Origin of the sequence: Stenotrophomonas sp. ATs4 (assembly GCF_051861585.1) — a bacterium.
In the GTDB taxonomy this organism is placed as follows: domain Bacteria; phylum Pseudomonadota; class Gammaproteobacteria; order Xanthomonadales; family Xanthomonadaceae; genus Stenotrophomonas; species Stenotrophomonas maltophilia_AS.
The window spans coordinates 198,513-220,634 of the sequence record NZ_JBLYPK010000004.1 but is presented as its reverse complement, the minus strand read 5'-3'; the positions used below and the strand labels follow the sequence as shown (position 1 = coordinate 220,634).

26 protein-coding genes are annotated in these 22,122 nt (G+C 67.1%); 15 read left to right on the top strand and 11 right to left on the bottom strand.

Features of this window, described 5'->3' with window-relative positions:
- The first annotated feature begins 109 nt into the window (after positions 1 to 109).
- The 4 genes from ABR323_RS09140 (at position 110) to ABR323_RS09125 (ending at position 5,387) form a co-directional block, all read left to right on the top strand.
- On the top strand, positions 110 to 1,621 hold the full coding sequence (locus tag ABR323_RS09140) for an alpha/beta fold hydrolase (protein ID WP_439449050.1): 1,512 nt from the start codon (positions 110 to 112) through the stop codon (positions 1,619 to 1,621).
- Positions 1,622 to 1,686: 65 nt separating this feature from the next.
- Positions 1,687 to 2,847: a murein transglycosylase A gene (mltA, locus tag ABR323_RS09135; protein WP_439449049.1), complete on the top strand. Its 1,161-nt coding sequence runs from the start codon at positions 1,687 to 1,689 to the stop codon at positions 2,845 to 2,847.
- 109 nt (positions 2,848 to 2,956) lie between these two features.
- Positions 2,957 to 3,259, top strand: coding sequence for a hypothetical protein (locus ABR323_RS09130; RefSeq protein WP_135271882.1), 303 nt, complete (start codon positions 2,957 to 2,959; stop codon positions 3,257 to 3,259).
- An 82-nt stretch (positions 3,260 to 3,341) separates the two neighbouring features.
- Complete coding sequence (locus ABR323_RS09125) at positions 3,342 to 5,387, top strand: TonB-dependent receptor (protein WP_439449048.1); 2,046 nt, start codon at positions 3,342 to 3,344, stop codon at positions 5,385 to 5,387.
- A 43-nt stretch (positions 5,388 to 5,430) separates the two neighbouring features.
- Here the strand turns inward: ABR323_RS09125 and ABR323_RS09120 are convergent, their stop codons facing one another.
- Together ABR323_RS09120 and ABR323_RS09115 are read right to left on the bottom strand one after the other, a co-directional pair.
- On the bottom strand, positions 5,431 to 5,727 hold the full coding sequence (locus tag ABR323_RS09120; RefSeq protein WP_135271884.1) for a HigA family addiction module antitoxin: 297 nt from the start codon (positions 5,725 to 5,727) through the stop codon (positions 5,431 to 5,433).
- A 13-nt stretch (positions 5,728 to 5,740) separates the two neighbouring features.
- Entirely contained in the window at positions 5,741 to 6,022 is a 282-nt protein-coding gene (locus ABR323_RS09115) for a type II toxin-antitoxin system RelE/ParE family toxin (protein WP_439449047.1), read from the bottom strand.
- A 139-nt stretch (positions 6,023 to 6,161) separates the two neighbouring features.
- On the opposite strand from ABR323_RS09115, the gene ABR323_RS09110 reads away from it, so the two are divergent.
- The 4 genes from ABR323_RS09110 (at position 6,162) to ABR323_RS09095 (ending at position 9,979) form a co-directional block, all read left to right on the top strand.
- On the top strand, positions 6,162 to 7,223 hold the full coding sequence (locus ABR323_RS09110) for a two-component system sensor histidine kinase NtrB (protein ID WP_135271886.1): 1,062 nt from the start codon (positions 6,162 to 6,164) through the stop codon (positions 7,221 to 7,223).
- Positions 7,216 to 8,664: a nitrogen regulation protein NR(I) gene (gene ntrC / locus ABR323_RS09105; protein ID WP_439449046.1), complete on the top strand. Its 1,449-nt coding sequence runs from the start codon at positions 7,216 to 7,218 to the stop codon at positions 8,662 to 8,664. Before ABR323_RS09110 ends, ntrC begins: the two co-directional genes overlap by 8 nt.
- A 93-nt stretch (positions 8,665 to 8,757) precedes the next feature.
- Complete coding sequence (locus ABR323_RS09100; RefSeq protein WP_135271888.1) at positions 8,758 to 9,327, top strand: superoxide dismutase family protein; 570 nt, start codon at positions 8,758 to 8,760, stop codon at positions 9,325 to 9,327.
- A 31-nt stretch (positions 9,328 to 9,358) separates the two neighbouring features.
- The gene (locus tag ABR323_RS09095; protein ID WP_439449045.1) at positions 9,359 to 9,979 is read left to right on the top strand and encodes a superoxide dismutase family protein; all 621 of its coding nucleotides are present in this window, start codon (positions 9,359 to 9,361) and stop codon (positions 9,977 to 9,979) included.
- A 122-nt stretch (positions 9,980 to 10,101) separates the two neighbouring features.
- Here ABR323_RS09095 and ABR323_RS09090 read toward each other — a convergent pair whose 3' ends face one another.
- A complete protein-coding gene (locus ABR323_RS09090; protein ID WP_439449044.1) occupies positions 10,102 to 10,989 on the bottom strand; it encodes a hypothetical protein in 888 nt (295 codons plus the stop codon).
- Between the two features lie 93 nt (positions 10,990 to 11,082).
- On the opposite strand from ABR323_RS09090, the gene ABR323_RS09085 reads away from it, so the two are divergent.
- Positions 11,083 to 12,378, top strand: a complete 1,296-nt coding sequence (locus ABR323_RS09085) for an acetyl-CoA C-acetyltransferase (RefSeq protein WP_135271892.1) — start codon at positions 11,083 to 11,085, stop codon at positions 12,376 to 12,378.
- Positions 12,379 to 12,493: 115 nt separating this feature from the next.
- On the opposite strand, the gene ABR323_RS09080 is transcribed toward ABR323_RS09085, so the two are convergent.
- The 3 genes from ABR323_RS09080 to ABR323_RS09070 form a co-directional block, all read right to left on the bottom strand.
- Complete coding sequence (locus tag ABR323_RS09080) at positions 12,494 to 13,789, bottom strand: heme biosynthesis protein HemY (RefSeq protein WP_439449043.1); 1,296 nt, start codon at positions 13,787 to 13,789, stop codon at positions 12,494 to 12,496.
- A 6-nt stretch (positions 13,790 to 13,795) separates the two neighbouring features.
- Positions 13,796 to 14,770, bottom strand: coding sequence for a uroporphyrinogen-III C-methyltransferase (locus ABR323_RS09075; protein ID WP_439449042.1), 975 nt, complete (start codon positions 14,768 to 14,770; stop codon positions 13,796 to 13,798).
- Between the two features lie 104 nt (positions 14,771 to 14,874).
- The gene (locus ABR323_RS09070) at positions 14,875 to 15,684 is read right to left on the bottom strand and encodes a uroporphyrinogen-III synthase (protein ID WP_439449041.1); all 810 of its coding nucleotides are present in this window, start codon (positions 15,682 to 15,684) and stop codon (positions 14,875 to 14,877) included.
- A 35-nt stretch (positions 15,685 to 15,719) separates the two neighbouring features.
- On the opposite strand from ABR323_RS09070, the gene ABR323_RS09065 reads away from it, so the two are divergent.
- From ABR323_RS09065 to ABR323_RS09045, 5 genes are all read left to right on the top strand, one after another.
- Positions 15,720 to 16,187: a YiiD C-terminal domain-containing protein gene (locus tag ABR323_RS09065; protein ID WP_135271896.1), complete on the top strand. Its 468-nt coding sequence runs from the start codon at positions 15,720 to 15,722 to the stop codon at positions 16,185 to 16,187.
- Positions 16,188 to 16,219: 32 nt separating this feature from the next.
- Positions 16,220 to 16,645: a hypothetical protein gene (locus tag ABR323_RS09060; RefSeq protein ID WP_126928618.1), complete on the top strand. Its 426-nt coding sequence runs from the start codon at positions 16,220 to 16,222 to the stop codon at positions 16,643 to 16,645.
- A 57-nt stretch (positions 16,646 to 16,702) separates the two neighbouring features.
- Positions 16,703 to 17,140, top strand: coding sequence for a rhodanese-like domain-containing protein (locus ABR323_RS09055; protein ID WP_004134671.1), 438 nt, complete (start codon positions 16,703 to 16,705; stop codon positions 17,138 to 17,140).
- A gap of 100 nt (positions 17,141 to 17,240) precedes the next feature.
- Positions 17,241 to 17,759: a protein-export chaperone SecB gene (secB, locus tag ABR323_RS09050; protein WP_439449040.1), complete on the top strand. Its 519-nt coding sequence runs from the start codon at positions 17,241 to 17,243 to the stop codon at positions 17,757 to 17,759.
- A 20-nt stretch (positions 17,760 to 17,779) separates the two neighbouring features.
- Entirely contained in the window at positions 17,780 to 18,805 is a 1,026-nt protein-coding gene (locus ABR323_RS09045; RefSeq protein ID WP_439449039.1) for an NAD(P)H-dependent glycerol-3-phosphate dehydrogenase, read from the top strand.
- Between the two features lie 89 nt (positions 18,806 to 18,894).
- Here ABR323_RS09045 and ABR323_RS09040 read toward each other — a convergent pair whose 3' ends face one another.
- Complete coding sequence (locus ABR323_RS09040; RefSeq protein WP_439449176.1) at positions 18,895 to 19,341, bottom strand: YybH family protein; 447 nt, start codon at positions 19,339 to 19,341, stop codon at positions 18,895 to 18,897.
- A 147-nt stretch (positions 19,342 to 19,488) separates the two neighbouring features.
- Between ABR323_RS09040 and ABR323_RS09035 the strand changes: the two genes are divergently transcribed.
- Positions 19,489 to 19,782: a DUF6916 family protein gene (locus tag ABR323_RS09035; RefSeq protein WP_180866399.1), complete on the top strand. Its 294-nt coding sequence runs from the start codon at positions 19,489 to 19,491 to the stop codon at positions 19,780 to 19,782.
- A 1-nt stretch (position 19,783) separates the two neighbouring features.
- On the opposite strand, the gene ABR323_RS09030 is transcribed toward ABR323_RS09035, so the two are convergent.
- Genes ABR323_RS09030 through ABR323_RS09015 form a run of 4 tightly spaced genes read right to left on the bottom strand, consistent with a single transcriptional unit; the run spans position 19,784 to position 21,941 of the window.
- Complete coding sequence (locus ABR323_RS09030; protein WP_439449038.1) at positions 19,784 to 20,332, bottom strand: GNAT family N-acetyltransferase; 549 nt, start codon at positions 20,330 to 20,332, stop codon at positions 19,784 to 19,786.
- Positions 20,329 to 20,862 carry a phage tail protein gene (locus ABR323_RS09025; RefSeq protein WP_439449037.1) on the bottom strand — a complete coding sequence of 178 codons (534 nt, stop codon included), beginning with the start codon at positions 20,860 to 20,862 and terminating at the stop codon, positions 20,329 to 20,331. Before ABR323_RS09025 ends, ABR323_RS09030 begins: the two co-directional genes overlap by 4 nt.
- A 31-nt stretch (positions 20,863 to 20,893) precedes the next feature.
- Complete coding sequence (locus tag ABR323_RS09020; RefSeq protein WP_439449036.1) at positions 20,894 to 21,424, bottom strand: phage tail protein; 531 nt, start codon at positions 21,422 to 21,424, stop codon at positions 20,894 to 20,896.
- A 13-nt stretch (positions 21,425 to 21,437) separates the two neighbouring features.
- Positions 21,438 to 21,941, bottom strand: a complete 504-nt coding sequence (locus tag ABR323_RS09015) for a phage tail protein (protein WP_439449175.1) — start codon at positions 21,939 to 21,941, stop codon at positions 21,438 to 21,440.
- Between the last annotated feature and the right edge of the window lie 181 nt (positions 21,942 to 22,122).

The window sequence follows — 22,122 nt, the reverse complement described above, 5'->3', positions numbered from 1 at the left end:
TGCGTGGAGCCATTGGACCGCCTGCCGGAGACGTTCGGCAGGCGGGGGCCTCTACCACCCCGCGATGCAGCAGATGCTGGCCGCGTACATCCTTTCCCTGGAGCCGACCATGACCCGCAGCGCCCGCATGCTTTCCCACCGTGTTCTGTCTCGTCGCTCTGCCGTGGCCGCCACGCTGGCCGCGCTCTGCCTGGCAGTCGCCACGGCCATTCCCGCACAGGCTCGCCCGGTGGCACTCGCCTTCGAACCCTACACGCTGCAGACCAAAGCGCATGGCGCCATTCCGGCCGAGATCGCGGTGCTGGACGTGCCGCGCCGGCACAGCGAGCCGGAGGGACCGCGCCTGCACCTGAAGGTGGTGCGCCTGCGTGCAACCGCCGGCGATGGCCGTGCTGCACCTGTGGTGTACCTGGCCGGTGGCCCGGGCGGCTCGGGCATCGACACCGCACGCGGCCCGCGCTGGCCGGTGTTCGACCAGGTTCGGCGCGAGGCCGACGTGCTGCTGCTCGACCAGCGCGGTGCCGGCCTGTCCGAGCCGCCACCGGAATGCCCGCATGAAACACGTTTCGACGACGCCCAGCCACTACAGCGCGATACGGCCCTGGCCGCAGTGCAGGCAACGGCTGCCAAATGCGTGGCGTTCTGGCGTCAGGCCGGTGTCGACCTCGGCGCTTACACCACGGCCGAGAGCGCTGGCGACCTGGACGACCTGCGGCGCGCGTTGGATGTGCCGAAGATCAGCCTGTGGGGCATGAGCTACGGCACCCATCTGGCCCTGGCCACGCTGCGCCTGCACGGCGAAGGCCTGCAGCGCGTGGTGCTGATGGGCACCGAAGGCCCCGATGACACCCTGAAGCTGCCGCTCAGCAGCGATGCTCTGCTGCAGGAACTGGCGCCGCTGGCACGCAAGGATGGCTTCGACGATCTGGCCGGATCGGCCAAGCGTGTGCTGCAGGCATTGCGTGAGCAGCCACGACAGGGTCGCAGCCGCATGCATGACGGTCGCCAGGTGACCATCGGTGAATTCGATGCGCAGATCCTGATTGCCAATGCGCTTGGCCAGCGGCATACCCAGCAATGGCTGCCGCTGGTCCTGCGCGAGGCCGAGCGCGGCAACTATGACCCGCTGGCCGACCTGGTGCTGATCGTGCGCGCACAGTTCGCGCAGTTCCCGGCCATGGGCCTGGCGATGGATGTGGCCTCCGGGCAGAGTCCGCAGCGCTTGGCCCGGGTAGCGGCGCAATCACGTGAAAGCCTGTTCGGTGATGCCCTGAACTTCCCGTTCCCCGCCATCGGCAACGGCCTGGGCCTGGCCGATCTGGGCGACGCCTTCCGCGGCCCGCTGCGCAGCGACGTGCCGGTGTTGTTCATCAGTGGCTCGCTGGATGGGCGCACGCCGCCGGCCAATGCCGACGCGCTGCGCCCAGGTTTCAGCAACGGCCGCTCGCTGCTGGTACGCAATGCCAGCCATCACCATGAGCTGTGGACGGGCAATCCTGCCATTGCGCGCAACATCGTCGATTTCCTCGCCGGTCGCACCGTGAACGATGCCGTGCTGGACGTGCCGCCGCCGGTGTTCGCCACCCGCAACAGTGACCTGCTGGGCAGCGGAGGACGCTGAAGGAAGCGCGTGGTGCCAGGCACCCGAGGGGTCCGGCGCCGCGCCATTTCCTCTACATTGGGGCCATGAAAGACATCATCGCCCCCCTGAGTCGCGCGAGCTTGAGCGTTCTTGCGCTGGCCGTGCTTGCTGGCTGCTCCACCCCGGGCACACGCCCTGACGCTCCTGCAGCAGCGACCAAGCCTGCCGCCACCTACGCCAAGGTTGAATGGAGCGCGCTGCCGGCGGTCTCCGATACCGACCTGCAGGCCGGTTTCGTCGCCTGGCGCAGCAGCTGCACCCGGTTGAAGACTGACGCGATCTGGGCCAAGCCCTGCACCACGGCTGCGGCAGTGAGCGACAAGGACCCGGCCGCGATCCGCCAGTTCCTGCAGCGCGACTTGGATGCCTACGCCCTGCGTGCCGGTGGCCACCAGGCCGATGGGCTGATCACCGGCTACTACGAGCCGATCTATCCCGGCAGCCTGACCCGTACCGACAAGGCGACGGTGCCGGTCTATGGCACGCCCGATGATCTGGTGGTGGTGCAGCTGGAGAGTCTCTACCCGGAACTGAAGGGCAAGCGTTTGCGCGGGCGCGTCGAGGGCAAGGTGCTCAAGCCCTATGACGACGCCGGTACCATCGCGGCCAAGGGCGCCAAGGCGCCGGTGCTGGCCTGGTTGACCGATCCGATGGACCTGCAGCTGCTGCAGATCCAGGGGTCGGGCCGCGTGCGCCTGGGCGATGGCAAGCAGGTGCGGCTGGCCTATGCAGAACAGAACGGTCACCCCTACCGCGCGATCGGACGCTGGCTGGTGGACCAGGGCCAGCTGAAGAAGGAAGACGTCACCATGGACGCGATCCGCGCGTGGGCCCGGGCCAATCCGGCACGCGTACCGGAACTGCTGCGCAGCAATCCCAGCTACGTGTTCTTCGTGCGCAACCCGGACAGCCCGGAAGGCCCGCGTGGTTCACTGAACGTGCCGCTGACTGCCGGTTACAGCGTGGCGGTGGACCGCACCGTGGTGCCGCTGGGCAGCCTGCTGTGGCTGTCCACCACCCGCCCGGACGGCAGCCCGGTAGTACGCCCGGTGGCCGCGCAGGACACCGGCGGCGCCATTGCCGGTGAAGTGCGCGCCGACCTGTACTGGGGCAGCGGCGATGCCGCCGGCAAGCTGGCCGGTGACATGAAGCAGAAGGGCAATATCTGGATGCTGTGGCCGAAGGGCATGGCGCTGCCGCAGTAGATCGGCCGGGGTCAGATCGCTTTCCTACGGAACGGGATCTGACCCCCAGATGCCTGATAATGGCGCCATTCCGAACTCTCCGGCCGCAGCTGCGGCCAGGACCACCGCAATGAAATACGCAAAGAACAACGCAAACAGCAGCACCAGGAAGTACTACAAGCACTGGGCCGAATCGAGCCTGGGCAAGGGCAACGTGCTGATGGAAGCCCGTGGCGAGAAGATCGTGCGCCAGGTGGAAATCTACGGCGCCAAGATTGTCTGGGCCGACGCCACCGGCCAGAGCGATGACCGGTTCGTGCTGGCCGACCAGCCGGTGTCGTTCATGGATTTCGACGAAGACGACGAAATCTCCGCGCGCGAATTCGAAAGCGCCTGGAAGAAGGCCAGGGAAGCCACCGGTTATCCGGTCTGACACGAGGGGGCAGTGGGCCCCTCATGGCCGGCAGAATTGAAATGTTATAAAGTTGCATTTCAGATAGTGGCCTGCCTCCCCCATGAAGACCTCCACGCTGGTGGCCGCACTCGCGGCTGCCCCGTTCGCCCCTGACGCGTTTGCACAGTCGGCCGATGCCGCACTCACCCTGGGCAAGGTCCACGTGCACCAGCACGGCGAAGGCCAGCTCACCGCCCACCAGGTGCTGACCTCGGTGGACGTGCTGGGCGCCGACCAGATCGCAGACCGCAACGTGTCGCACAGCTGGGAACTGCTGGGGCAGATGCCCGGCATCCAGCTGACCGAGACCCGGCAGGGCGCAGAATCGGGCAAGGTCAGCTTCCGCGCCTTCAACGGCGAGGGCTACCTCAATGCCATCAAGACCCTCATCGATGGCATCCCCAGCAACGTCAACAGTGGCAACCAGCGCTTCATCGACATGCTGTTTCCGCTGGAAATCAGCTACATCGAAGTGGTGCGTGGCACCAACGATCCGCGCTATGGCCTGCACAACATCGGCGGCAACGTGAACTTCGGCACGCGCCAGGGCGGCAACTACACCGATGCGCGCCTGGCTTACGGCAGTTACAACACCCGCGATGCGCAGCTGGCGGTGGGGCGCGAATCCGATGGCTTCGCACAGAACTACTTCGTCGGCACCCAGGCCAGCGATGGCTACCGCCACCATGACACCTCGAAGAAGTACTCGCTGGGTGGCAAGTGGTTCTTCGGATCGATTGACGAGGGCCTGCGCGTGGGCCTCACCGCGCGTGCCTACCACCACGAAGCTGACGAACCCGGCTTCATGACCGCTGAAGAACTGCGCACGGATCGCCGCGCCTCCGACCGCCGCAACGGCAATGATGGCGATGACCGCGACATGCGCCAGTTCGCTGCGCACCTGGACCTGAAGCTGGCCGACAGCCTGTTGTTTGGCACGCGGCTGTACTACAACCGCTACGAAGACGACCGCCGCGTGACCTTCAGCGACCTGCCCAGCGGCAACCTGCCGCGCCAGCGTCGCCTCTGGGACGAGCGCCAGGCCGGCCTGCTCAGCACGCTCACCTGGCAGGCCAGCCCCATGCTTATCGTGGAGGGCGGGCTGAACTACGAGCAGCAGGACAACGGCTACATCCGCGAACGCTACGCCTACGCCGAGCCGACCGACTACAGCCGCCCACCGGCGCGCGTGCAGAACAACGACCGCCACAGCTTCGACAACTGGGGCGCCTATGTGCAGGCCATCTACCAGCCGAGCGACGCATGGAAGATCGTGCCGGCCTACCGTGTGGACCGCTTCAGTGGGCACACCCGGCTGATGAACGGCAGCACCGGTCGCCTGCAGGACTACGGCAGCATCGGCCAGCCCAAGCTGAGCGTGATCCGTTCGCTGGGCGCGACCACCCATGTGTACGCCAACTGGGGCCGCACCTTCCAGGTGCTCACCGGCTCCACCGCACCTGCCTATCTCACGCCGGGGCAGGTGCCCATGCAGCCGTCCACCAATACCGGCATGGAGCTGGGCATCAAGTTCCAGCCGTTCCAAGGCGCCCAGGCGCGGCTGGCGGTGTGGCAGCAGGATGCGGAAAACGAGGTGTCCAACATGCCAGCCACCGGCACCACGGTCACCCTGGGCAAGACCCGGCGGCGGGGCGTGGACGCGCAGATCAGCGCGCAGCTGGGCACTGACTGGACCGTGTGGCTGTCACACGCCTACCAGGAAGCGAAGATCACCCGCGACGACCGCGATGCCAGCGTTTCCCTGCGTGGCCGCGAAGTGGCCGCCACCCCGCGCCACATCAGCAACCTGGGCGTGGACTATCAGGCCAGCGAGGCGCTGCGGTTGGGCCTGCAGGCACGCGTACAGGGCGACTACTACCTGGAAGAGCGCAATGTGGCCGGCAAGTTCGGCGGCTTTGCCGTGCTCGATCTCAGTGCCGCCTACCAGATCACTCCGCGCTGGAGCGTGGACCTGCAGCTGAAGAATGTGACCGGCCGCGAGTACGCCTACGCGTGGTACGACAGCTTCTTCTGGGACAGCGCCCGGCCGATGTTCTCGCCCGCCCCGGGCCGTAGCGTCTTCGTCGGCCTCAACGTGAAGCTGTAAACGCAAAGCCGGTAGTGCTCGAGCTTGCTCGACCTGCCCGGACTCACGCCACCGCGTTGTACGGTTCGATGCGGGCCAGCACGTCAGCCAGCTTCTCCTTGGTCATCGCGGCATCGAAATCGGCCTGCAGGCCGATCCAGAACTTGTCGGACACACCGAAGTAGCGGGACAGGCGCAGCCCGGTGTCGGCCGTCACAGCGCGATGACCAGTGACGATCTCGCCGATCCGGCGCTGCGACACACCGATCGCCTTGGCCAAGCGGTACTGGGTGATGCCCAGGGGCTCCAGGAATTCGTGCATCAGGATCTCGCCGGGAGCGGGGTAGGGAACGGTTCGCATGAGCACGGCTCCTTCAGTGGTAATCGATAATTTCAGCTTCGGCGGGCCCTTCTCTGGTCCACACAAAGCACATCCGGAACTGATCATTGATGCGGATGCTGTACTGGCCGCACCGGTTCCCGCGCAATGGCTCCAAGCGGTTGGCCGGTGGTATGCGCAGATCCCGCAGAGCGGCCGCAACATTGAGCATCGCCAACTTGCGTAGAGCAGCGCCTTCGATGTGGCGCCACCTCGGCACGCGTTGACCATCAAACAGCGCCTGCGTGCGTTTGCAGGCAAACGATTGAATCGGCATGTAGGTAACGTCTTGCGATAGTATCGTAAGGCGTTAGTATTCGCCAGCCAGCTGTCGCAGGTAATTCCTAGGCACGACGACCGGCGACGCATCCGGCGTGATTCGTTGGTTGATCATCGTTTTGCACTACATTGGTGCAATGTCCGACCCCGCACCCCCGCCGTCCCTCGATGCCCTCGGCACGCCGCTGGCGTGGGCCGGCGCCGATGGCTGCATCGCCGGCTGCAATCCGGCCTTCGCGCGCTGGCTGGGCGTCAGCGTCCGGCGCCTGCTGGGTCGGCCGTTGGCCGCCTTGGAAGTGCAGGGCGAGGCGCTGGCCCACTTCCTTGCCCGCGATGAGCGCGACAGCCTGCGCCTGAACCGGCTGGCGCTGGCGGTGCCCGGCGAGGCGCCGCGCTTCGCCGAGGGCTGGATGAGCCGCCGCGACGATGGCGGCTGGCTGCTTGAGGCGCATCCGGTCGATGAATTCCCCGGGCTGGACCCGACCCAGGCCCTGCCCAGCGCGCTCAGTGCGGCGTTGAAGGGGCTGGCCCACGAGCTGCGCAACCCGCTGGCCGGATTGAAGGGTGCGGCCCAGCTGCTGGCGCGCCGCGCGGCCCAGCGCGATGCCAGCGAACGCGAGCTGATCGAGCTGATCGGCTCGGAGATCGAGCGCCTCAATGGCCTGCTCGACCAGCTGCTGTCACCGGCTCCGGCCGCGCCGCATGCCGAACTGAACATCCATGCCGCGCTGGAACGCGTGCTGCGCCTGGCCGAGAGCGAAGCCGGCTGGGCGGTGCGCCTGCAGCGCGATTACGACCCCAGCATCCCCGAATTCCATGGTGACGCCGACCGCCTCACCCAGGCGGTGTGGAACCTGGTGCGCAATGCGATACAGGCCGGTGCCGGCAATATCACCCTGCGCACCCGCGTCGAACACGGTGTGCGCATTGCCGAGCAGCTGCACACGCTGGCGTTGCGCCTGGAAATCGCCGACGACGGCCGTGGCGTGCCCGAGGAGCTGGCCGAACACCTGTTCCTGCCGCTGGTCAGTGGCCGTGCCGAAGGCACCGGGCTGGGCCTGGCGCTGGCCCAGCAGGTGGCGCGCGAACATCGCGGCACACTGACCTACCGCTCCCGCCCGGGCCATACCGTATTCACCCTGCTGCTGCCGATCGGCAACGGCGCTCCCACTGCCGAAGAGGCCCTGCGTGATGTCTGAGTCTTCCACCGGCCCGCAGCGCATCTGGGTGGTCGACGACGATCGTGCCGTGCGCTTCGTGCTGTGCACCGCGCTGCGCGAGGCCGGCTATCAAGTGGTCGATTTCGACAGCGCCGCACGCGCCCTGCAGGCGTTGAGCGAGGGCTCGCCGCCGGCGCTGCTGTTCACCGACGTACGCATGCCCGGCGACGACGGCCTGGTACTGCTGGACAAGCTCAAGGCCGCGCTGCCGCAACTGCCGGTGGTGGTGATGTCGGCCTATACCGACGTGGCCAGCACGGCCGGTGCGTTCCGCGGCGGCGCGCATGAATTCCTGTCCAAGCCGTTCGACCTGGACGATGCCGTGGCACTGGCACAGCGCGTGCTGCCGGCGGTGGCACCGGCCATGGCAGCACCGACGCCGACCACCGAAACCTCCAGCGACCAGCCGCCGCAGCTGGTGGGCGATACCCCGCCGATGCGCGCGCTGTTCCGTGCCATCGGCCGCCTGGCGCAGGCGCCGCTGGCGGTACTGATCACCGGCGAGACCGGCACCGGCAAGGAACTGGTGGCCAATGCGCTGCATCGCGAATCGCCGCGCGCGCAGGGGCCGTTCGTCGCGCTCAATACCGCCGCAATCCCGTCCGAGTTGCTGGAAAGCGAGTTGTTCGGCCACGAGGCAGGCGCCTTCACTGGCGCGCAGCGCCGCCATATCGGCCGCTTCGAGCAGGCCAATGGCGGCACGTTGTTCCTGGATGAGATCGGTGACATGCCGCTGCCGCTGCAGACCCGGCTGCTGCGCGTGCTGGCGCAGGGCGAGTTCTTCCGCGTCGGTGGCCGTGAACTGATCCGCGTCGACGTGCGCGTGGTTGCCGCCACCCACCAGGATCTGGAAGGTTTGGTTGCGCAGGGGAAGTTCCGTGCCGATCTGCTGCACCGCCTGGACGTGGTACGCCTGCAGCTGCCGCCGCTGCGCGAGCGCCGCGAGGACATCGCACAGCTGGCCAGCACCTTCCTGGCCGCCGCTGCGCGCAAGCTGGATACGCCGCCGAAGCGTTTGACCGCTGCCGCCCTGCAGGCGCTGCGCGAGCACGATTGGCCGGGCAACGTGCGCGAACTGGAAAACGTGTGCTGGCGGATGGCCGCGCTGGCCGCCGCCGACACCATCGGCGTGGCCGACGTCGACACTGCGCTCAACCGCGCGCGTGGCCGCCGTGCCAGCGCCAGCGGTGCTGATCCGGGGCAGTGGGAGGCGCTGCTGGCCGAATGGGCACGCCGGCAGCTGGGCGAGGGCGTGGAAGGACTGCACGCGCAGGTGCGCGAGCGGGTCGACCATGCCTTGCTGGAGGCCGCGCTGCAGATCACCCATGGCCGCCGTGCCGAAGCCGCCGCCCGCCTGGGCCTGGGCCGCAATACCCTTACCCGCAAGCTGGGTGCTGGCCGCCGCCGCGGGGGCCATTGAACGGTCCCTGCACGCGATCCTCGCGCCCACTTGCCGAACTGTTGATCCTTCATGGACGATGCCGTCCTTAGTGTTACCTGCAAGGAGTCTTCGATGCGCTTGTCCTTTGCCATCCTGCCGTTGTCCGCCGCCGTGCTGTTGTCTGCCTGTGGCAGCGCGCCGAAGAAGCCGCAGCCCACACCGCCGCCGCCGACCGTGGTCAGCACCGCCAAGCAGGCCGAGGCCAATCTGTCGCCGGCCTCGGCCAGTATCGTCAGTGGCCGCATCGCGCTGGTGGTCGAGCCCGGTGGCATCCACATCACCGGCCTGGTCGGTGGCCTGCAGCCGATGCAACAGGCCGGCTTCCACATCCACGAGCGCGGCGACTGCAGCGCGGTGGATGCCAGCAGCGCCGGCAATCACTTCAACCCCGGTGGCGCTGCGCATGGCCGCGCCGGCACCGGCAAGCACCACCTGGGCGACATGGACAATCTGCGTGCCGACGCCCAGGGCCGCGCCAACGTCGATATCCACCTCAAGGGGGTTACCCTTGGCGGAGGCGCCGCCACCGATATCGCCGGACGTGCACTGGTCGTGCATGCCAACGCTGACGACTATCGCAGCCAGCCCGCCGGCAATGCCGGCGTCCGCATCGCCTGTGGCGTGATCCGGGTTGTCCGCTGATCACTGCAGGCATCATCCAGGGAGAGATTCCATGCGTTTGATCCACACGTCGCTGTTCGCAGCCATTGCTGCACTGGGCCTGGCGGCCTGCAACCAGCAGCCGGCCACGCCGGCCGCTGAAACCCCGGCAGCAACACCGGCCGAAGGCACGACCGCCCCGGCCGAGCCCGCAGCGGCCCCGGCAGCAGCCACCGATGCCTCGGCCAGCGCTGAGCTGGCGCCGACCCAGGGCAGCGAGACCAAGGGCAGCGTCACCTTCAAGCTGGTCGACGGCAAGGTCCACGTGACCGGCCAGATCAGCGGCCTGAAGCCGGGCAGCGAGCACGGCTTCCACATCCACGAGAAGGGCGACTGCAGCGCGCCGGACGGCATGAGCGCCGGCGGTCACTTCAACCCGGGCAAGCAGGACCACGGCAATGTGTCGGCCGATCCGCACCACGGTGGCGACATGCCCAACATCAAGGCCGACGACAAGGGCGTGGCCACCATCGACGGCCCGGTGTCGAGCAACGTCAACATCGGCAAGGGCGATGATTTCGACATCATCGGCCGCGGTCTGATCGTCCATGCTGATGCGGACGACTACAAGACCCAGCCGACCGGTAATGCCGGTGCGCGCCTGGCGTGCGCGGTGATCCAGAAGGCGCAGTAAGCCATCAGAAGACGCCGGCGAAAGCCGGCGTTTTTCTTGATCGGTAGTGCCGGCCGCTGGCCGGCAATCGCACATCCGAAGGTTGCCGGCCAGCGGCCGGCACTACCAACAGATCACACCGATCAGCGCGCCAGCAACGCGCGCGCGTCCTGCCCGGCTTCGCAGTGCACGAACAGCACCGGCACGCCGTGCGCTTCCAGCACCGCGGCCATCTGCCGCTGGCGCATCAGGAACTGCTCGTAGATGCCCTTCAGGCGGTCGCAGTCGTTGTTGCCGTGACCGTAGTGCGCGCACCAGCCGGCCGGGTCGAACAGCGCCATGCGTGCCTCGCCATGGGTGTAGCGCAGCAGCGGCTCGGGCGCGGCATTGAGCCATTCGTCTTCGCCCGGCGCCATGATCGCGGTCTCGATCAGCGGCCACAGCGCGGCCAGGCCCTGGTTGTCGTACTGCATCGACATCATCGCGGCCAGGTCGTTCACGGTGAAATAGCGCGCGTGCTCGATGCGGGCCCCGAACGTGTTCTGTGCCATCAGCGCGGTGTCGGCATGGGCCATGCCGTTGGCCAGCAGCGTGTCTTCCAGCGCTTCGGCCACCGCGTTGGTGGTGGCCACATCGCTGCCGGTCAGCAGGAACGGCACCACGCGCAGGCCACCGCCTACCAGGCTGGCATCGGCCTGGAACGGCAGCGGCACGTCACCACTTGCGTCGGTACCGAAGGCCAGCAGGCGCGGCCCCTGGTTACGGCCCGGCGCACGCATCTGCAGTTCTTCCAGGCGGCGGTGGATCGGCCAGCCCGGGCGCAGCACCTCGGCCGGATCGAAATGGGCGGCGGCGAACACCAGGTCCAGCTCGGCTACCTGCGGCACTTGCTTGGCCAGGTCACGGCCGACGCGTTCGGCCAGTTCACCGGCCTGTTCGGCGCTGAGCACCGCCTGGCGGGGGATTTCGCCGCCGGCCAGTTCCAGGGCCAGCACGCCAAGGGCATTCATCGCGGGGTCGGGTTTGCTCATGGTTCCACGGTTGGCCCATCACAGGGCGGCAGCTACACTTGGCTCCATTATGCCTGCTCCGTCGTGCAGGCCATGTTGCAGACACCCTCATCCATGCCAGGTATCTCCATGCCCAACGCTCGTCCCGTCGCCATCCTCGGTGGCGTCCGCATTCCGTTCTGCCGCCAGAACACCGCGTATTCGGATGTCGGCAACCTCGGCATGTCGGTCCGTACGCTGGGCGCGCTGGTCGAACGTTTCGGCCTGCACGGCCAGCAACTCGGTGAAGTGGCGATGGGTGCGGTGATCAAGCACTCCAGCGACTGGAACCTGGGCCGCGAAGCCACGTTGTCGTCCGGCCTGTCGCCGCTGACCCCGGGCATCACCCTGCAGCGCGCCTGCGGCACCTCGCTGGACAGCATCATCACCGTTGCCAACAAGATCGCGCTGGGCCAGATCGAATCGGGTATCGGCGGTGGTTCGGACACCACCTCCGACGTGCCGATCGTCTACGGCAAGAAGCTGCGTGCGCGGCTGCTGGCTGCCAACCGCGCCAAGAGCACCGGCGACAAGATCCGTGCGCTCACCGCCGGCTTCAAGTTCTCCGAGCTCAAGCCCGAGTTCCCGGGCGTGGCCGAGCCGCGCACCGGCAAGAGCATGGGCGACCACTGCGAGGACATGGCCAAGGAATGGAACATCTCGCGCGACTCGCAGGACGAGTGGGCGGTGTCTTCGCACAAGAAGCTGGCAGCTGCCTATGAGCGCGGTTTCTTCAACGATCTGATCGCACCGTTCCGCGGCGTCGAGCGCGACAACATCCTGCGTCCGGATACCTCGCTGGAGAAACTGGCCACGCTGAAGCCGGCGTTCGACAGGGTCTCCGGCCGCGGCACCCTGACCGCCGCCAACTCCACCCCGCTGACCGACGGCGCCGCCGCGGTGCTGCTGGCCAGCGAGGAGTGGGCACGCGCCCACGGCCACGAACCGCAGGCCTATCTGCGTGATGCGCACGTCTCGGCAGTGGACTTCGTGCATGGCGAAGGCCTGCTGATGGCGCCGACCGTGGCCGTGCCGGAGATGCTCAAGCGCAACGGCCTGACCCTGCAGGACTTCGACATCTACGAGATCCACGAAGCCTTCGCCGCGCAGGTGCTGTGCACCCTGCGTGCGTGGGAGAGCGAGGATTACTGCCGCAACCGCCTGGGCCTGGACGCGCCGATGGGCCGCATTGACCCGGACAAGATCAACCTGCTGGGCTCGTCGCTGGCCACCGGCCACCCGTTCGCGGCTACCGGTGCACGCGTGATTGCCACGGCCGCCAAGCAGCTGGCCGAACGCGGCGGTGGTCGCGCGCTGGTGTCGATCTGTACCGCCGGCGGCATGGGCGTGGTGGCGATCGTCGAACGCTGATCGCATCCATCGAACAACGAAAAACGCCGCCCATCGGGCGGCGTTTTTTTCTCCGGTGGGTGCCGACCGTTGGTCGGCATGGTGCGGAAAGCATCCACGCATGGCGTGGATCTACTTACGGCAACCGCGGGTTGCCGAATTCGTCGCGCTCTTCATTGGCGTCATACACCGGCGGCTGCACCGTGAGCGGCTGCTCTTCCACCGTTGCACGCAGCGGCGCTTCGTTGCCCCGCACCAGCTCCACGCTGTCTTCGCCACGCTGCAGGCGCAGCGCATTGGCCAGGCACTGCGCGGCCAGCGCGTGATCGCCACGCTGCGCGAACAGTTCACCCAGTGCTTCCCACGCGGGTGCACCCGCGCCGGCAGCGATGGCTTCATGCAGGAACGCATCGGCGGCCTCCCACTGCTGCTGGGCCAGGGCCATGCGACCCTGCGCCAGGCGCAGCGCGGCGGAGTCGTCATGCACATTGCGCCAGCGCGCCAGGTTGGCCTGACGGGTGGCCAGGCGTTCGGCCGGCAGGCGGCCATACAACGTCACCAGCTCGTCGTCCCAGCGCTGGTCCAGTGCATGCTCAAGGGCCAGCAGGGCCGGCTCGTCCCAGTTCAACGCCACTGCGCGGCTGGCGTAGGCGCCCACCACGTCGGGGGTCGGTCGCAGGGCCTTCGGCGTGGCTTCCCACTGTGCGGCCAGTGCGTTGACGTCGGCCGCTTCCAACAGTGCCTGTGCGGCCAGGCGCGCTTCCAGTTCGCTGTTCGATTCGGCCGGCAGCACCTTGCTCTGACGCAGTGCGCCCAACTGGCCATACGCCTCGTGGGCACGGCCGGCACGGGCCAGTGCTTCGGTGCGCAGCCACAGGCCGCGCGGCGGCAGCGGCTGGATCGCCGCCACGTCCAGCGCGTTGATGGCATCCACAGGCAGGTCGCGCGCCAGCAGCTGTTCGGCGCGCAGCAGCGCCTGCAGGGTGGCATCGCTTTCGCCCAGGCGCTGCAGCAGCGCTTCACTGGCGGTGCCGTCGGCGCGCGCCTGCGCACTGCGCACGGCATTGGCCAGCGCCACCGCGCTCACTTCCGGATCCTTGGCGGCACCGTCCAACAGCTTTTCCGCACGCTGCCACTGGCCATGCTCGTAAGCCTGCAGGCCATCGATCAGCCGCACCCGGCCCTGCTTGCGGCGGTAACGGCCCCAGGCACGGAACGGTGCAGCAATCAGGCTCCACAACAGCCACAGCACCAGCACGGCAACCACGGTCAGCAGGGCCACCTTGGGCAGGTTGCTGTGGTAGTCGTAGCCGGCATAGCGCAGCGTCACTTCGCCGAAGCGGTTGAGGTCATCGGCGCCGAGCCATTGCGCGGCGACCACGCCGATGGCCACGGCCAGCAACAGCACGACCAGGGATTGCAGGGGTTTCATGCGGTATTACCTCCGGTCGGTCTGGGTGCGCAGTTGCTGCAGGGTGCTGCCAATAACGGTGTTGCTGGCCTGCAGCGGAAGCTCGCGCAAGGCCTTCAGTTCAGCACGTTGCGCGCGCAGGGCCGGTGAATCCGGCCAGCGCCGCTGCGCCCAATGCTCCACGCGTGCCAACGCCGTATCGCGGCCGGTGCGGTCGCCACGTTCGATGGCCGCGCGCGCCAGGGTCAGTTCCAGCTGCAGTGCATCGTCGGCATTGCGACGTTCGGCGGCAGTCAACGGGCCGTTCTGGCGGCTGGGAGTGATGTCCACGAACGGCGCCAGCGTCGCCTGCCACCATGGTCTGGCGGTAGCGGCAGCGTTGCCCGTGACTTGCGAGGGCAGGCCCTGCAATGCCTTGGCCAATGCATCCAGGCGTTGCAGCGACTGCACGCGCGGGCCAGCGCCGAGCGCGTCCAGTGCCTCTCGCTCCTGTACCAGTGCCTGGCGCAGGTTCAGTCCATCACTGTCGGGCAGATTGGTCAGTGCGGTCGCAGCCTGCGCATACAGGCGGCGTGCGCCTTCCACATCGTCGGCGTAGTTCAGGCGCTGCGCGGCCTGGGTCAGCAGCAGCTCGGCCTCATCGCGCTGCACCGCCTGCCGCCCCTGGTTGGCACTGTCGGCCAGCTTGGCCAGGTTCTCTTCCAGCAATGCGCTGCGCTGGGAAAGGCCCAGCATCTCGTCGCGCAGCACGCGGTTGGTGGTCGCCGCATCCTGCAGGCGCTGGCTGGTCGCGCGCTGGTCGCGGCGCAGTCCATCCAGCGTGGCCTGCAGGCCCTGCAGCTGCACTGCGGTGGTCTGTGCCTGCGCGTCCTGTTCGTGCTGTTGCTGCTGCCAGACGTACCAGCCGGCATAGCCGCCCACGCCAAGCACGACCACCCCGGCCAGCGGCAGCAGCCAGCGCGCGGGTCGACGGGGCGGGGAAACGGGCGGAGTCTCGTTCATGGGGCTTCCTTGTCGGCAACGTCGCCGGTCAGGTTCCGGCAGGCCGCGTTGTGCACAGCATCACTGTTGCCGACCACAGCGGCAAGCGTGACCCACGTCCCTGTTCAGTTCGCTGCCGGGACGGTGAGCGTGGCGTGTGCAGCGCTCACCAGCTGTGCCGTGGTGGGCCCGCCGGCGCGCACTACGCGCTGCAGTCCCAATGCCTGCGCCTGCTCGCCCAGCCGTTCGCTGGCAACCACGACATTGGCGTGGGCCTGCAGGCGTTGCTGCAACGCCGGTGGAAGCTGTTGCCAGAAATGCTGCAACGCTTCGCCACTGCTTACCGCCAGCACCCACGGAGACGCTGAATGCGCCAATCGAGCCAGCACGCGTGGTCGCAGGCGCAGCAGGCGGCGCCGATAGACGTCGGCACGTTCAATGCTGGCGCCGGCCGCCTGCAACTGCGCAGCGATCAGGCCGCGCCCGCCTGGGGCGGTCACCAGACCGACGCGCAGCCCGCGCACGTCGGCCAGCACCGGCAGCGCCAGCAGGCCTTCGCTGTCCATCCGCTGGGGTGCATGCACCTCGCCGGCACCCTGTGCCTGCAATGCCCGCGCGGTGCCTTCGCCCACGGTCAGCCATGGGCTGCACTGTGCCGCGGCCAGCGGCAGCAGGCAGGCGGCCGCAGCCACAGCCGCCGGACTGGTGAACACCACCCGATCGCAGTTCAGCGCGCGTTGCAGCTGGCGCACCACTGGCGTGCCGTGCAGGCGCTGCAAACGCCAGGGCGGCAGGGCCACCGCATGCCCGCCCAGCCCAGCAACGGCGCGGCGCAGCGCGGAATTCTGGCCCTGCGGTCGCAGCGAAATGAAGGTCCAGCCCGGCCCGGAAGCGGCGGCGCCAGTGGGTATCGTATGGTCGGCCATTGCCTGCATTATGCGGGCCCTTCGTTGTCGTGGTCTCTGCTCCGATGTCCGTTGATGCTCTGACTTCCTCGCTGACCGCCCTGCAGGACGTGCTGGACTGCATGCCGGCGGTCCGCGCCATGCAGATCCAACTCGACGGTTATGCCGATGGCGTGCTGCGCATCACTGCGCCGCTGACCGCCAACGTCAACGACAAGGGCAACGCCTTCGGTGGCAGCCTCGCCTCGGTGCTGACCTTGTCCGGCTGGGCGCTGGTCAGCCTGCGCCTGCGCCTGGCTGGCCACGATGCCGAGGTCTACGTGGCCGACAGCAACCTGCGTTACCTGGCACCGGTCTACGAAGACCTGCATGCCCATGCCGAAGCAGCCGAAGCTACCGGCTGGGACGCTTTCCTGAACACCTTCCGCCAGCGCCGCAAGGCCCGCATCAGCATCATCGCCACCCAGCCCGGTGCCGATGGCAAGCCCGCCGCCGAATTCAGCGGTCGCTTCGTTGCCTTCGCCAAAGGGTAGGATGGCAGGCTGACGTTCTGGGGAAACCACCGATGCGCCGCCTCATCCAGTTCCTGATGTGTTCCCTGCTGCTGGTCAGCGCCGCGGCCTCGGCCGACGACCTGAGCCGCAAGCAGCGCAAGCTGCTGGAAGAGACCCAGATCGCCTACGGGGCGACCATCCGCTGGGGCAGCATGGACGATGCGATCGGCTATCTGGACCCCAAGCTGCGCAAGGAAAAACCGCCCACCGAGTTCGAGCTCAACCGCTACGCGCAGCTGCGCGTGTCGTCCTACCGCGAGCGCAGCAGCGCCGCGCTGGACGGGGGCCTGGTCGAGCGCCGGGTCGAAATCGGGGTGATCAACCAGAACACCCAGGCCGAGCGCACCGTGGTCGTGGTCGAGCGCTGGCGCTGGGATGCCGAGGCCAAGCGCTGGTGGCAGACCGCCGGCCTGCCGGACCTGTGGAAGGGGCAGTGACGGGCCGCGTCCGGCTTGTGCGACAATCGGCGCCCGCTTAATCGACCCGTGACCTGAGTGAATTACGAAGAGTTGCTGGCCTTTGCAGGCCGAAACCCGATGCTGTCCGCGGCCCTGGTCGGCCTGACCGTGGCCATCATCGTCACCGAGATCCGCCGCCTGTTCCGGGGCTTCAAGGGCATCAAGCCCGCCGAACTGACCCAGCTGATCAACGCGGGTGGCACGGTGGTGGTCGACCTGTCGGCCAGCGGTGACTTCGAGAAGGGCCATATTGCTGGCAGCCGCAACGCCCAGGCCAGTGCCTTCGGCCCGGACAACAAGCTGGTGGCCAACGCCAAGCAGTCGCCGGTGGTGCTGGTGTGCCGCAGTGGCAATGCCTCGGAAACCGCCGCCAAGGCGCTGAAGAAGGCTGGCTTCGAGAAGGTCTACGTGCTCGACGGCGGCATCCCCGCCTGGCAGCAGGCCGAGCTGCCGCTGGTCAAGGGTCGCAACTGATTGTCGCAGGTGGCGGATCCGGCCTTGTATGGGCCTGATTCCGCCCCCATCGCAGTAGTTCGACCACCGTTTTCATTGCATTCACCTGGAGTTACTGGAAATGTCCGAAGAGACCACCAACGGCGCCGTTGCGCCGGCCGATGCCGCCACCGGCCCCGCTTTCACCGTCGAGAAGATCTACGTCAAGGACGTCTCCTTCGAGTCGCCGAACGCTCCGACCATCTTCAACGACCAGGTGCAGCCGGAGCTGCAGCTGAACCTGAACCAGCAGGTGCAGCGCCTGGGTGAGAACGCCTTCGAAGTCGTGCTGGCCGTGACCCTGACCTGCCAGGCCGGTGAGCGCACCGCCTACGTGGCCGAAGTGAAGCAGGCCGGCGTGTTCGGCCTGGTCGGCCTGGACCCGCAGTCGATCGACGTGCTGCTCGGCACCCAGTGCCCGAACATCCTGTTCCCGTACGTGCGCCAGCTGGTCAGCGACCTGATCCAGGCCGGCGGCTTCCCGCCGTTCTTCCTGCAGCCGATCAACTTCGAAGGCCTGTACGCAGAAACCCTGCGCCAGCGCCAGGAGCAGGGCGACGCACCGTCGCTGGCTGACTCCGAGCCGGTCGGCAACGCCTGATCCCGGCTGCGACGTCACGGATGAGCACTACCGCTGACAAGATTGCCGTGCTTGGCGCGGGTTCCTGGGGAACCGCGCTGGCCACGCTGCTCGCACGGCACGGTCGCCAGACCGTGCTGTGGGGGCGCGATGCCGCCGTGGTTGAAGCCATTGACCAGCGCCACGAGAATCCGCGTTACCTGCCGGGCATTCCGCTGCCGGAATCGCTGCGTGCCACCACCGACCTGGCGTCGGCCGTGGAAGGCGCGGCCTGGATCCTGGTGGTGACGCCGTCGCATGCGTTCGGCGAAACCGTACGTGCGCTGGCACCGCTACGTCCGGCCGATGCCGGCGTGGCCTGGGCCACCAAGGGCTTCGAGCCCGGTTCTGGCCGCTTCCTGCATGAGGTAGCGCGCGAAGTACTGGGTGAGGACGTGCCGCTGGCCGTCGTTACCGGCCCGTCGTTCGCCAAGGAAGTGACCCTGGGCCTGCCGACGGCGATCACCGTGCACGGCGACGTGCCCGAGTTCGCGCAGACGGTGGCCGAGGCGATGCATGGCCCGGCGTTCCGCGCCTACACCGGCGACGACATGGTCGGTGCCGAGCTGGGCGGCGCAATGAAGAACGTGCTGGCCGTGGCCACCGGTGTGGCCGATGGCATGCAGCTGGGCCTCAACGCCCGTGCCGGCCTGATCACCCGTGGCCTCAACGAGATGCTGCGCCTGGCCGCTGCGATCGGCGCCAAGCCGGAAACGCTGATGGGCCTGGCGGGCCTGGGCGATCTGGTGCTGACCTGCACCGGCGACCTGTCGCGCAACCGCCGCCTGGGCCTGGCCCTGGGCCGCGGCCAGACGCTGCAGGATGCCGTGCGCGAAATCGGCCAGGTGGTCGAATCGGTGCAGACCGCCGACGAAGTGATGCGACAGGCGCGCCGCCATGGCATCGACCTGCCGATCTCCGACCGCGTGCGTGCCGTGCTGCACGGCGAGCAGACACCGGAAGAAGGCCTGCGCGCGCTGCTGGCCCGGGAACAGAAACCGGAGTATCCGGACACGCTGTTCAAGTGAATCGAAAAGCCCCGGCTACGTGCCGGGGTTTTTTTGTGCGCGGCCCATCCACGCATGGCGTGGATCTACGACGGAACCCGCGGCTTCCATCACCGCGCCCGTGGCGGCGCGCTGGTGTTGTCCATGTCGGAGAAGATCAACCACGGCCCATCACCCACGCGCTTCAACGTCAGCGTGAACTTGCCGGTATCGCCCACGTTGTTGCCGTAGCCGTAGGCACCAATGATGTAGCCCGTGTTGCCCTCCATCGAATACGCCAAGGCACGCAGCCGCAACGGACTGCTGGCCTGGCCGGCATACGCAGTCTCGATCGCGGCGCGCCCGCGCACCGGTGGCTGGTTGCTCTGCAGCACAAAGCCATCCTCGGCGAAGAGCGCAGCTAACGCCTTGGCATCACCCGTGCGCCATGCCTGTTCGTAGTCGCGCAGTACGCGATCCAATGAAGGGGGTAGCGGCGCATCCGGCAGCCGGGCGGCAGCAGGCGCGGAGGGTGGGCTCGCGGTTGCCAACAGTGGGCCGGACAGGGCGAAAAGCATCAGACAGATACGCATGGGCTCAGTCCTGGCACGCCGGGTGATTGAAACTGAGTATCCCCCATCCGGGTCCGGCAGGCGTTGGCACAGGCCCCATTGAAAGCACGCGACTGCTTCGGCATGCTCGCTGACAACCGGGGGAGGGGACGCATGCACTTTTTCCAGCTGGACCAGTTCGCAGGTCATCTCAACGAAACCTTCAGCGCCGACATCGAGAATACCGGCGTACCTTTCGTGCTCGTCGAGGCCGCACCGCTGCCCGATCAGCGCTTGACCGGCCAGATGCGCGCGCCGTTCTCGCTGTTGTTCCGAAATGAATCGGCCGTGCTGTTTCCACAGCGCACCTACACCATGCGCCATGACGGCCTCGGTGAGTTCGGTATTTTCCTGGTGCCAATCGCACGTGATCGAACCGGTTTCATTTACCAGGCGCTGTTCAACTGAATCAGGCCGTCGGCCAGCGCATCTGCAGGTGGCTGCCAATATCGGCTTCGGTGGTGAAGTGCAGTCTCTGGTAGAGCCGCTGCGCGGCCTCATTGCGCTTGTCCACGTGCAGCACCACCGCTGCCAGGCCATCGCGCCGGGCAATCGTCTGGATCAGGCGTAGCAGGTGCGAGCCGATGCCGTTGCCGCGCATCGCACGTGTCAGTGCAATGTCGATGACGGTGGCTTCGTGGCCGTCATTGTGCAGGTACAGACGGCCGATCGGCGCGCCCGCATGTTCGACCAACAGATACTGCGCCGGCTGGTAATGCGTGGTGAAGTGCAGGTGCTGCAGCGCGAACTGGCTGTCGAGGAACTGCTGCCGCATCAGCTGCGGCCACGCCACTGCAGCCAGTTCGGCTGCCCGCGTGTCGGCGTAGAGCTGACGCAGGAACGGCAGGTCGCCATCTTCCGCTTCGCGCCATTGCAGATGCGGGGGCAGAGTTTCCTCCGCCGCGGGCAGCCATGTGGCCCGCAGCGGAGGAAACGCCAATGCAGCCAGTGTGCTCACGGTCGTTGAGGGAATACGCCTGCCAGGCAGATGCAGAAGTTCATCGCCAGATAGGGCTGCCTGTTCTCGTGCGGCAATCCGCCCCCGGCGCTGCCGATGGTGGTGGGAGGATAGACACTGTTGGGCGTGGTGGCGGGCGTGAGGATCGACACTGCGCCGGGCGTCACCAGGGCATCGTTCGGAGCAGGAATACCTGTGCGCAAAGCCTTGTTGGGCTGGTTGTAGATGCGCGCGGAATGGGTGTGCGAGGGGATCTCGTTGATCGTGAGGGTGACCTGCTGGGAGCCGAACGTTTCACCCATGTCACGCTGGGTCAGCCCGGGGCCGGTGCCCTGGCCACAGCTGGCGTTGTTGCTGTAATTGGGAAGCTGGAACGTGGTCCGGCCGTCACCGCCGAACGTCGTGCCCAACAACGAGAACAGCGCGGTGTTCTGCTGGATCGGAAGCAGCTGTCCCAGGCACATGGCCCAGTGATTGGGGGCGAAGTTGAAGCCGAAGATCTGGATCTCGCCAAGATAGGGATCGCTCATGAGATAGGTCCTTGTAGCCGATCGTTGGTGGTCAGCTCTGCGACGGATAGACGCCGGCCCATGCGATGCAGTAGCGCGCCACCAGCGAGGGCATGGTGTTGTCATGCGGCTGGCTGCCACCGCTTGGACCGACTGCGGCCGGCGCCAGGTTGCCGCCGGCAATGCCGGAGATGCTGCTGGTGTAAAGCGTTTCGCCGCTTACCGATCCGAGCTGCAGATTGCTTGCAGGTGTTGGCGAGCCCGCAGCGGAGGTCACTGCGTTGAACGAGTGGGTGTGGGCGGGCAATTGCGGGTTGGTCAGCGTCACCGTTTCAGACCCACCTGACTGCCCCAGAACATAGGTGGACAAACCGGTGCCTTGGCCCTGATGGACGGGCACGCGACCGCAGAGGTTTGGCAACCCGAAGGTATCCTGGCCGTTTCCGCCGTAGGTGGTTCCAAGCAGGTTGTACAGCACGTCGTATTCGGCAATGGAAAGCAGGCGTCCATCGCACTCGAGCCAGCCGACCGGCGCAAAGTTGTAGGGAAACAGCCGCACTTCACCGATATAGGGCGTTGACATGTCGATGCTCCGGTCAGCTGCGCGAGGGATAAATTCCGGACAATGCGATGCAGAAATTAAGCGTCAGATAGGGCTGGATATTGGCATGCGGCTGCGTCTGGCCTGCGTTGTCCAAGGCATTGAGTGGAACCTGCGTGCCGCTGGCCGCCGCATAGACATTCTGGGTGCCGGTGCTGCCCAGCAGGACATTTCCGGCCGGAATACGCGTGCTGGCGGCCGTGGTGGTGCCATTGAACGTATGGATGTGCGGTGGAATCTGCGAACTCTGCAGCGCGACGTTCTCGGCACCACCGATCTCCCCGATCGCGCTGGCATTGGCAATACCGATCGGCGTGCGGCTACGCAGATCGGGTAGCTGGAAGTTGGTCGTGCCATTGCCGCCATAGAAAGTGCCCAGCAATGAGAACAGTGCCTGGTTCTGCGCGATGGATAGCAGCTGGCCGTTGCAGGACGCGAAGTTCTTCGGCGCAAAACCGAACGCCGCGGGCATTATCTGCCCGACAAAAGGTAGCGACATACGTTTCCCCCTGGGGTTTAGTGCCGGCACATGGCCCCCTGCCGGTCGCGCAACTCTTGCGCATTTACCCGGGTCTTGACAAGTACTTCGCATTTTGTGTGAAAGTATGGCGCTGCCCATCGGGGGGGAGACCCGGGGCAGAATCGTCAGGCAGGGGCAAAACATTATCTGGCGGTGAAAA

What these genes read in the sequence shown, in the direction of transcription:
- ABR323_RS09140 (WP_439449050.1), top strand. Translation starts at nt 110, where the DNA reads ATGACCCGCAGCGCCCGCATGCTTTCCCACCGTGTTCTGTCTCGTCGC.
- mltA (WP_439449049.1), top strand. Translation starts at nt 1,687, where the DNA reads ATGAAAGACATCATCGCCCCCCTGAGTCGCGCGAGCTTGAGCGTTCTT.
- ABR323_RS09130 (WP_135271882.1), top strand. Translation starts at nt 2,957, where the DNA reads ATGAAATACGCAAAGAACAACGCAAACAGCAGCACCAGGAAGTACTAC.
- ABR323_RS09125 (WP_439449048.1), top strand. Translation starts at nt 3,342, where the DNA reads ATGAAGACCTCCACGCTGGTGGCCGCACTCGCGGCTGCCCCGTTCGCC.
- ABR323_RS09120 (WP_135271884.1), bottom strand. Translation starts at nt 5,727, where the DNA reads ATGCGAACCGTTCCCTACCCCGCTCCCGGCGAGATCCTGATGCACGAA.
- ABR323_RS09115 (WP_439449047.1), bottom strand. Translation starts at nt 6,022, where the DNA reads ATGCCGATTCAATCGTTTGCCTGCAAACGCACGCAGGCGCTGTTTGAT.
- ABR323_RS09110 (WP_135271886.1), top strand. Translation starts at nt 6,162, where the DNA reads ATGTCCGACCCCGCACCCCCGCCGTCCCTCGATGCCCTCGGCACGCCG.
- ntrC (WP_439449046.1), top strand. Translation starts at nt 7,216, where the DNA reads ATGTCTGAGTCTTCCACCGGCCCGCAGCGCATCTGGGTGGTCGACGAC.
- ABR323_RS09100 (WP_135271888.1), top strand. Translation starts at nt 8,758, where the DNA reads ATGCGCTTGTCCTTTGCCATCCTGCCGTTGTCCGCCGCCGTGCTGTTG.
- ABR323_RS09095 (WP_439449045.1), top strand. Translation starts at nt 9,359, where the DNA reads ATGCGTTTGATCCACACGTCGCTGTTCGCAGCCATTGCTGCACTGGGC.
- ABR323_RS09090 (WP_439449044.1), bottom strand. Translation starts at nt 10,989, where the DNA reads ATGAGCAAACCCGACCCCGCGATGAATGCCCTTGGCGTGCTGGCCCTG.
- ABR323_RS09085 (WP_135271892.1), top strand. Translation starts at nt 11,083, where the DNA reads ATGCCAGGTATCTCCATGCCCAACGCTCGTCCCGTCGCCATCCTCGGT.
- ABR323_RS09080 (WP_439449043.1), bottom strand. Translation starts at nt 13,789, where the DNA reads ATGAAACCCCTGCAATCCCTGGTCGTGCTGTTGCTGGCCGTGGCCATC.
- ABR323_RS09075 (WP_439449042.1), bottom strand. Translation starts at nt 14,770, where the DNA reads ATGAACGAGACTCCGCCCGTTTCCCCGCCCCGTCGACCCGCGCGCTGG.
- ABR323_RS09070 (WP_439449041.1), bottom strand. Translation starts at nt 15,684, where the DNA reads ATGCAGGCAATGGCCGACCATACGATACCCACTGGCGCCGCCGCTTCC.
- ABR323_RS09065 (WP_135271896.1), top strand. Translation starts at nt 15,720, where the DNA reads ATGTCCGTTGATGCTCTGACTTCCTCGCTGACCGCCCTGCAGGACGTG.
- ABR323_RS09060 (WP_126928618.1), top strand. Translation starts at nt 16,220, where the DNA reads ATGCGCCGCCTCATCCAGTTCCTGATGTGTTCCCTGCTGCTGGTCAGC.
- secB (WP_439449040.1), top strand. Translation starts at nt 17,241, where the DNA reads ATGTCCGAAGAGACCACCAACGGCGCCGTTGCGCCGGCCGATGCCGCC.
- ABR323_RS09045 (WP_439449039.1), top strand. Translation starts at nt 17,780, where the DNA reads ATGAGCACTACCGCTGACAAGATTGCCGTGCTTGGCGCGGGTTCCTGG.
- ABR323_RS09040 (WP_439449176.1), bottom strand. Translation starts at nt 19,341, where the DNA reads ATGCTTTTCGCCCTGTCCGGCCCACTGTTGGCAACCGCGAGCCCACCC.
- ABR323_RS09035 (WP_180866399.1), top strand. Translation starts at nt 19,489, where the DNA reads ATGCACTTTTTCCAGCTGGACCAGTTCGCAGGTCATCTCAACGAAACC.
- ABR323_RS09025 (WP_439449037.1), bottom strand. Translation starts at nt 20,862, where the DNA reads ATGAGCGATCCCTATCTTGGCGAGATCCAGATCTTCGGCTTCAACTTC.
- ABR323_RS09020 (WP_439449036.1), bottom strand. Translation starts at nt 21,424, where the DNA reads ATGTCAACGCCCTATATCGGTGAAGTGCGGCTGTTTCCCTACAACTTT.
- ABR323_RS09015 (WP_439449175.1), bottom strand. Translation starts at nt 21,941, where the DNA reads ATGTCGCTACCTTTTGTCGGGCAGATAATGCCCGCGGCGTTCGGTTTT.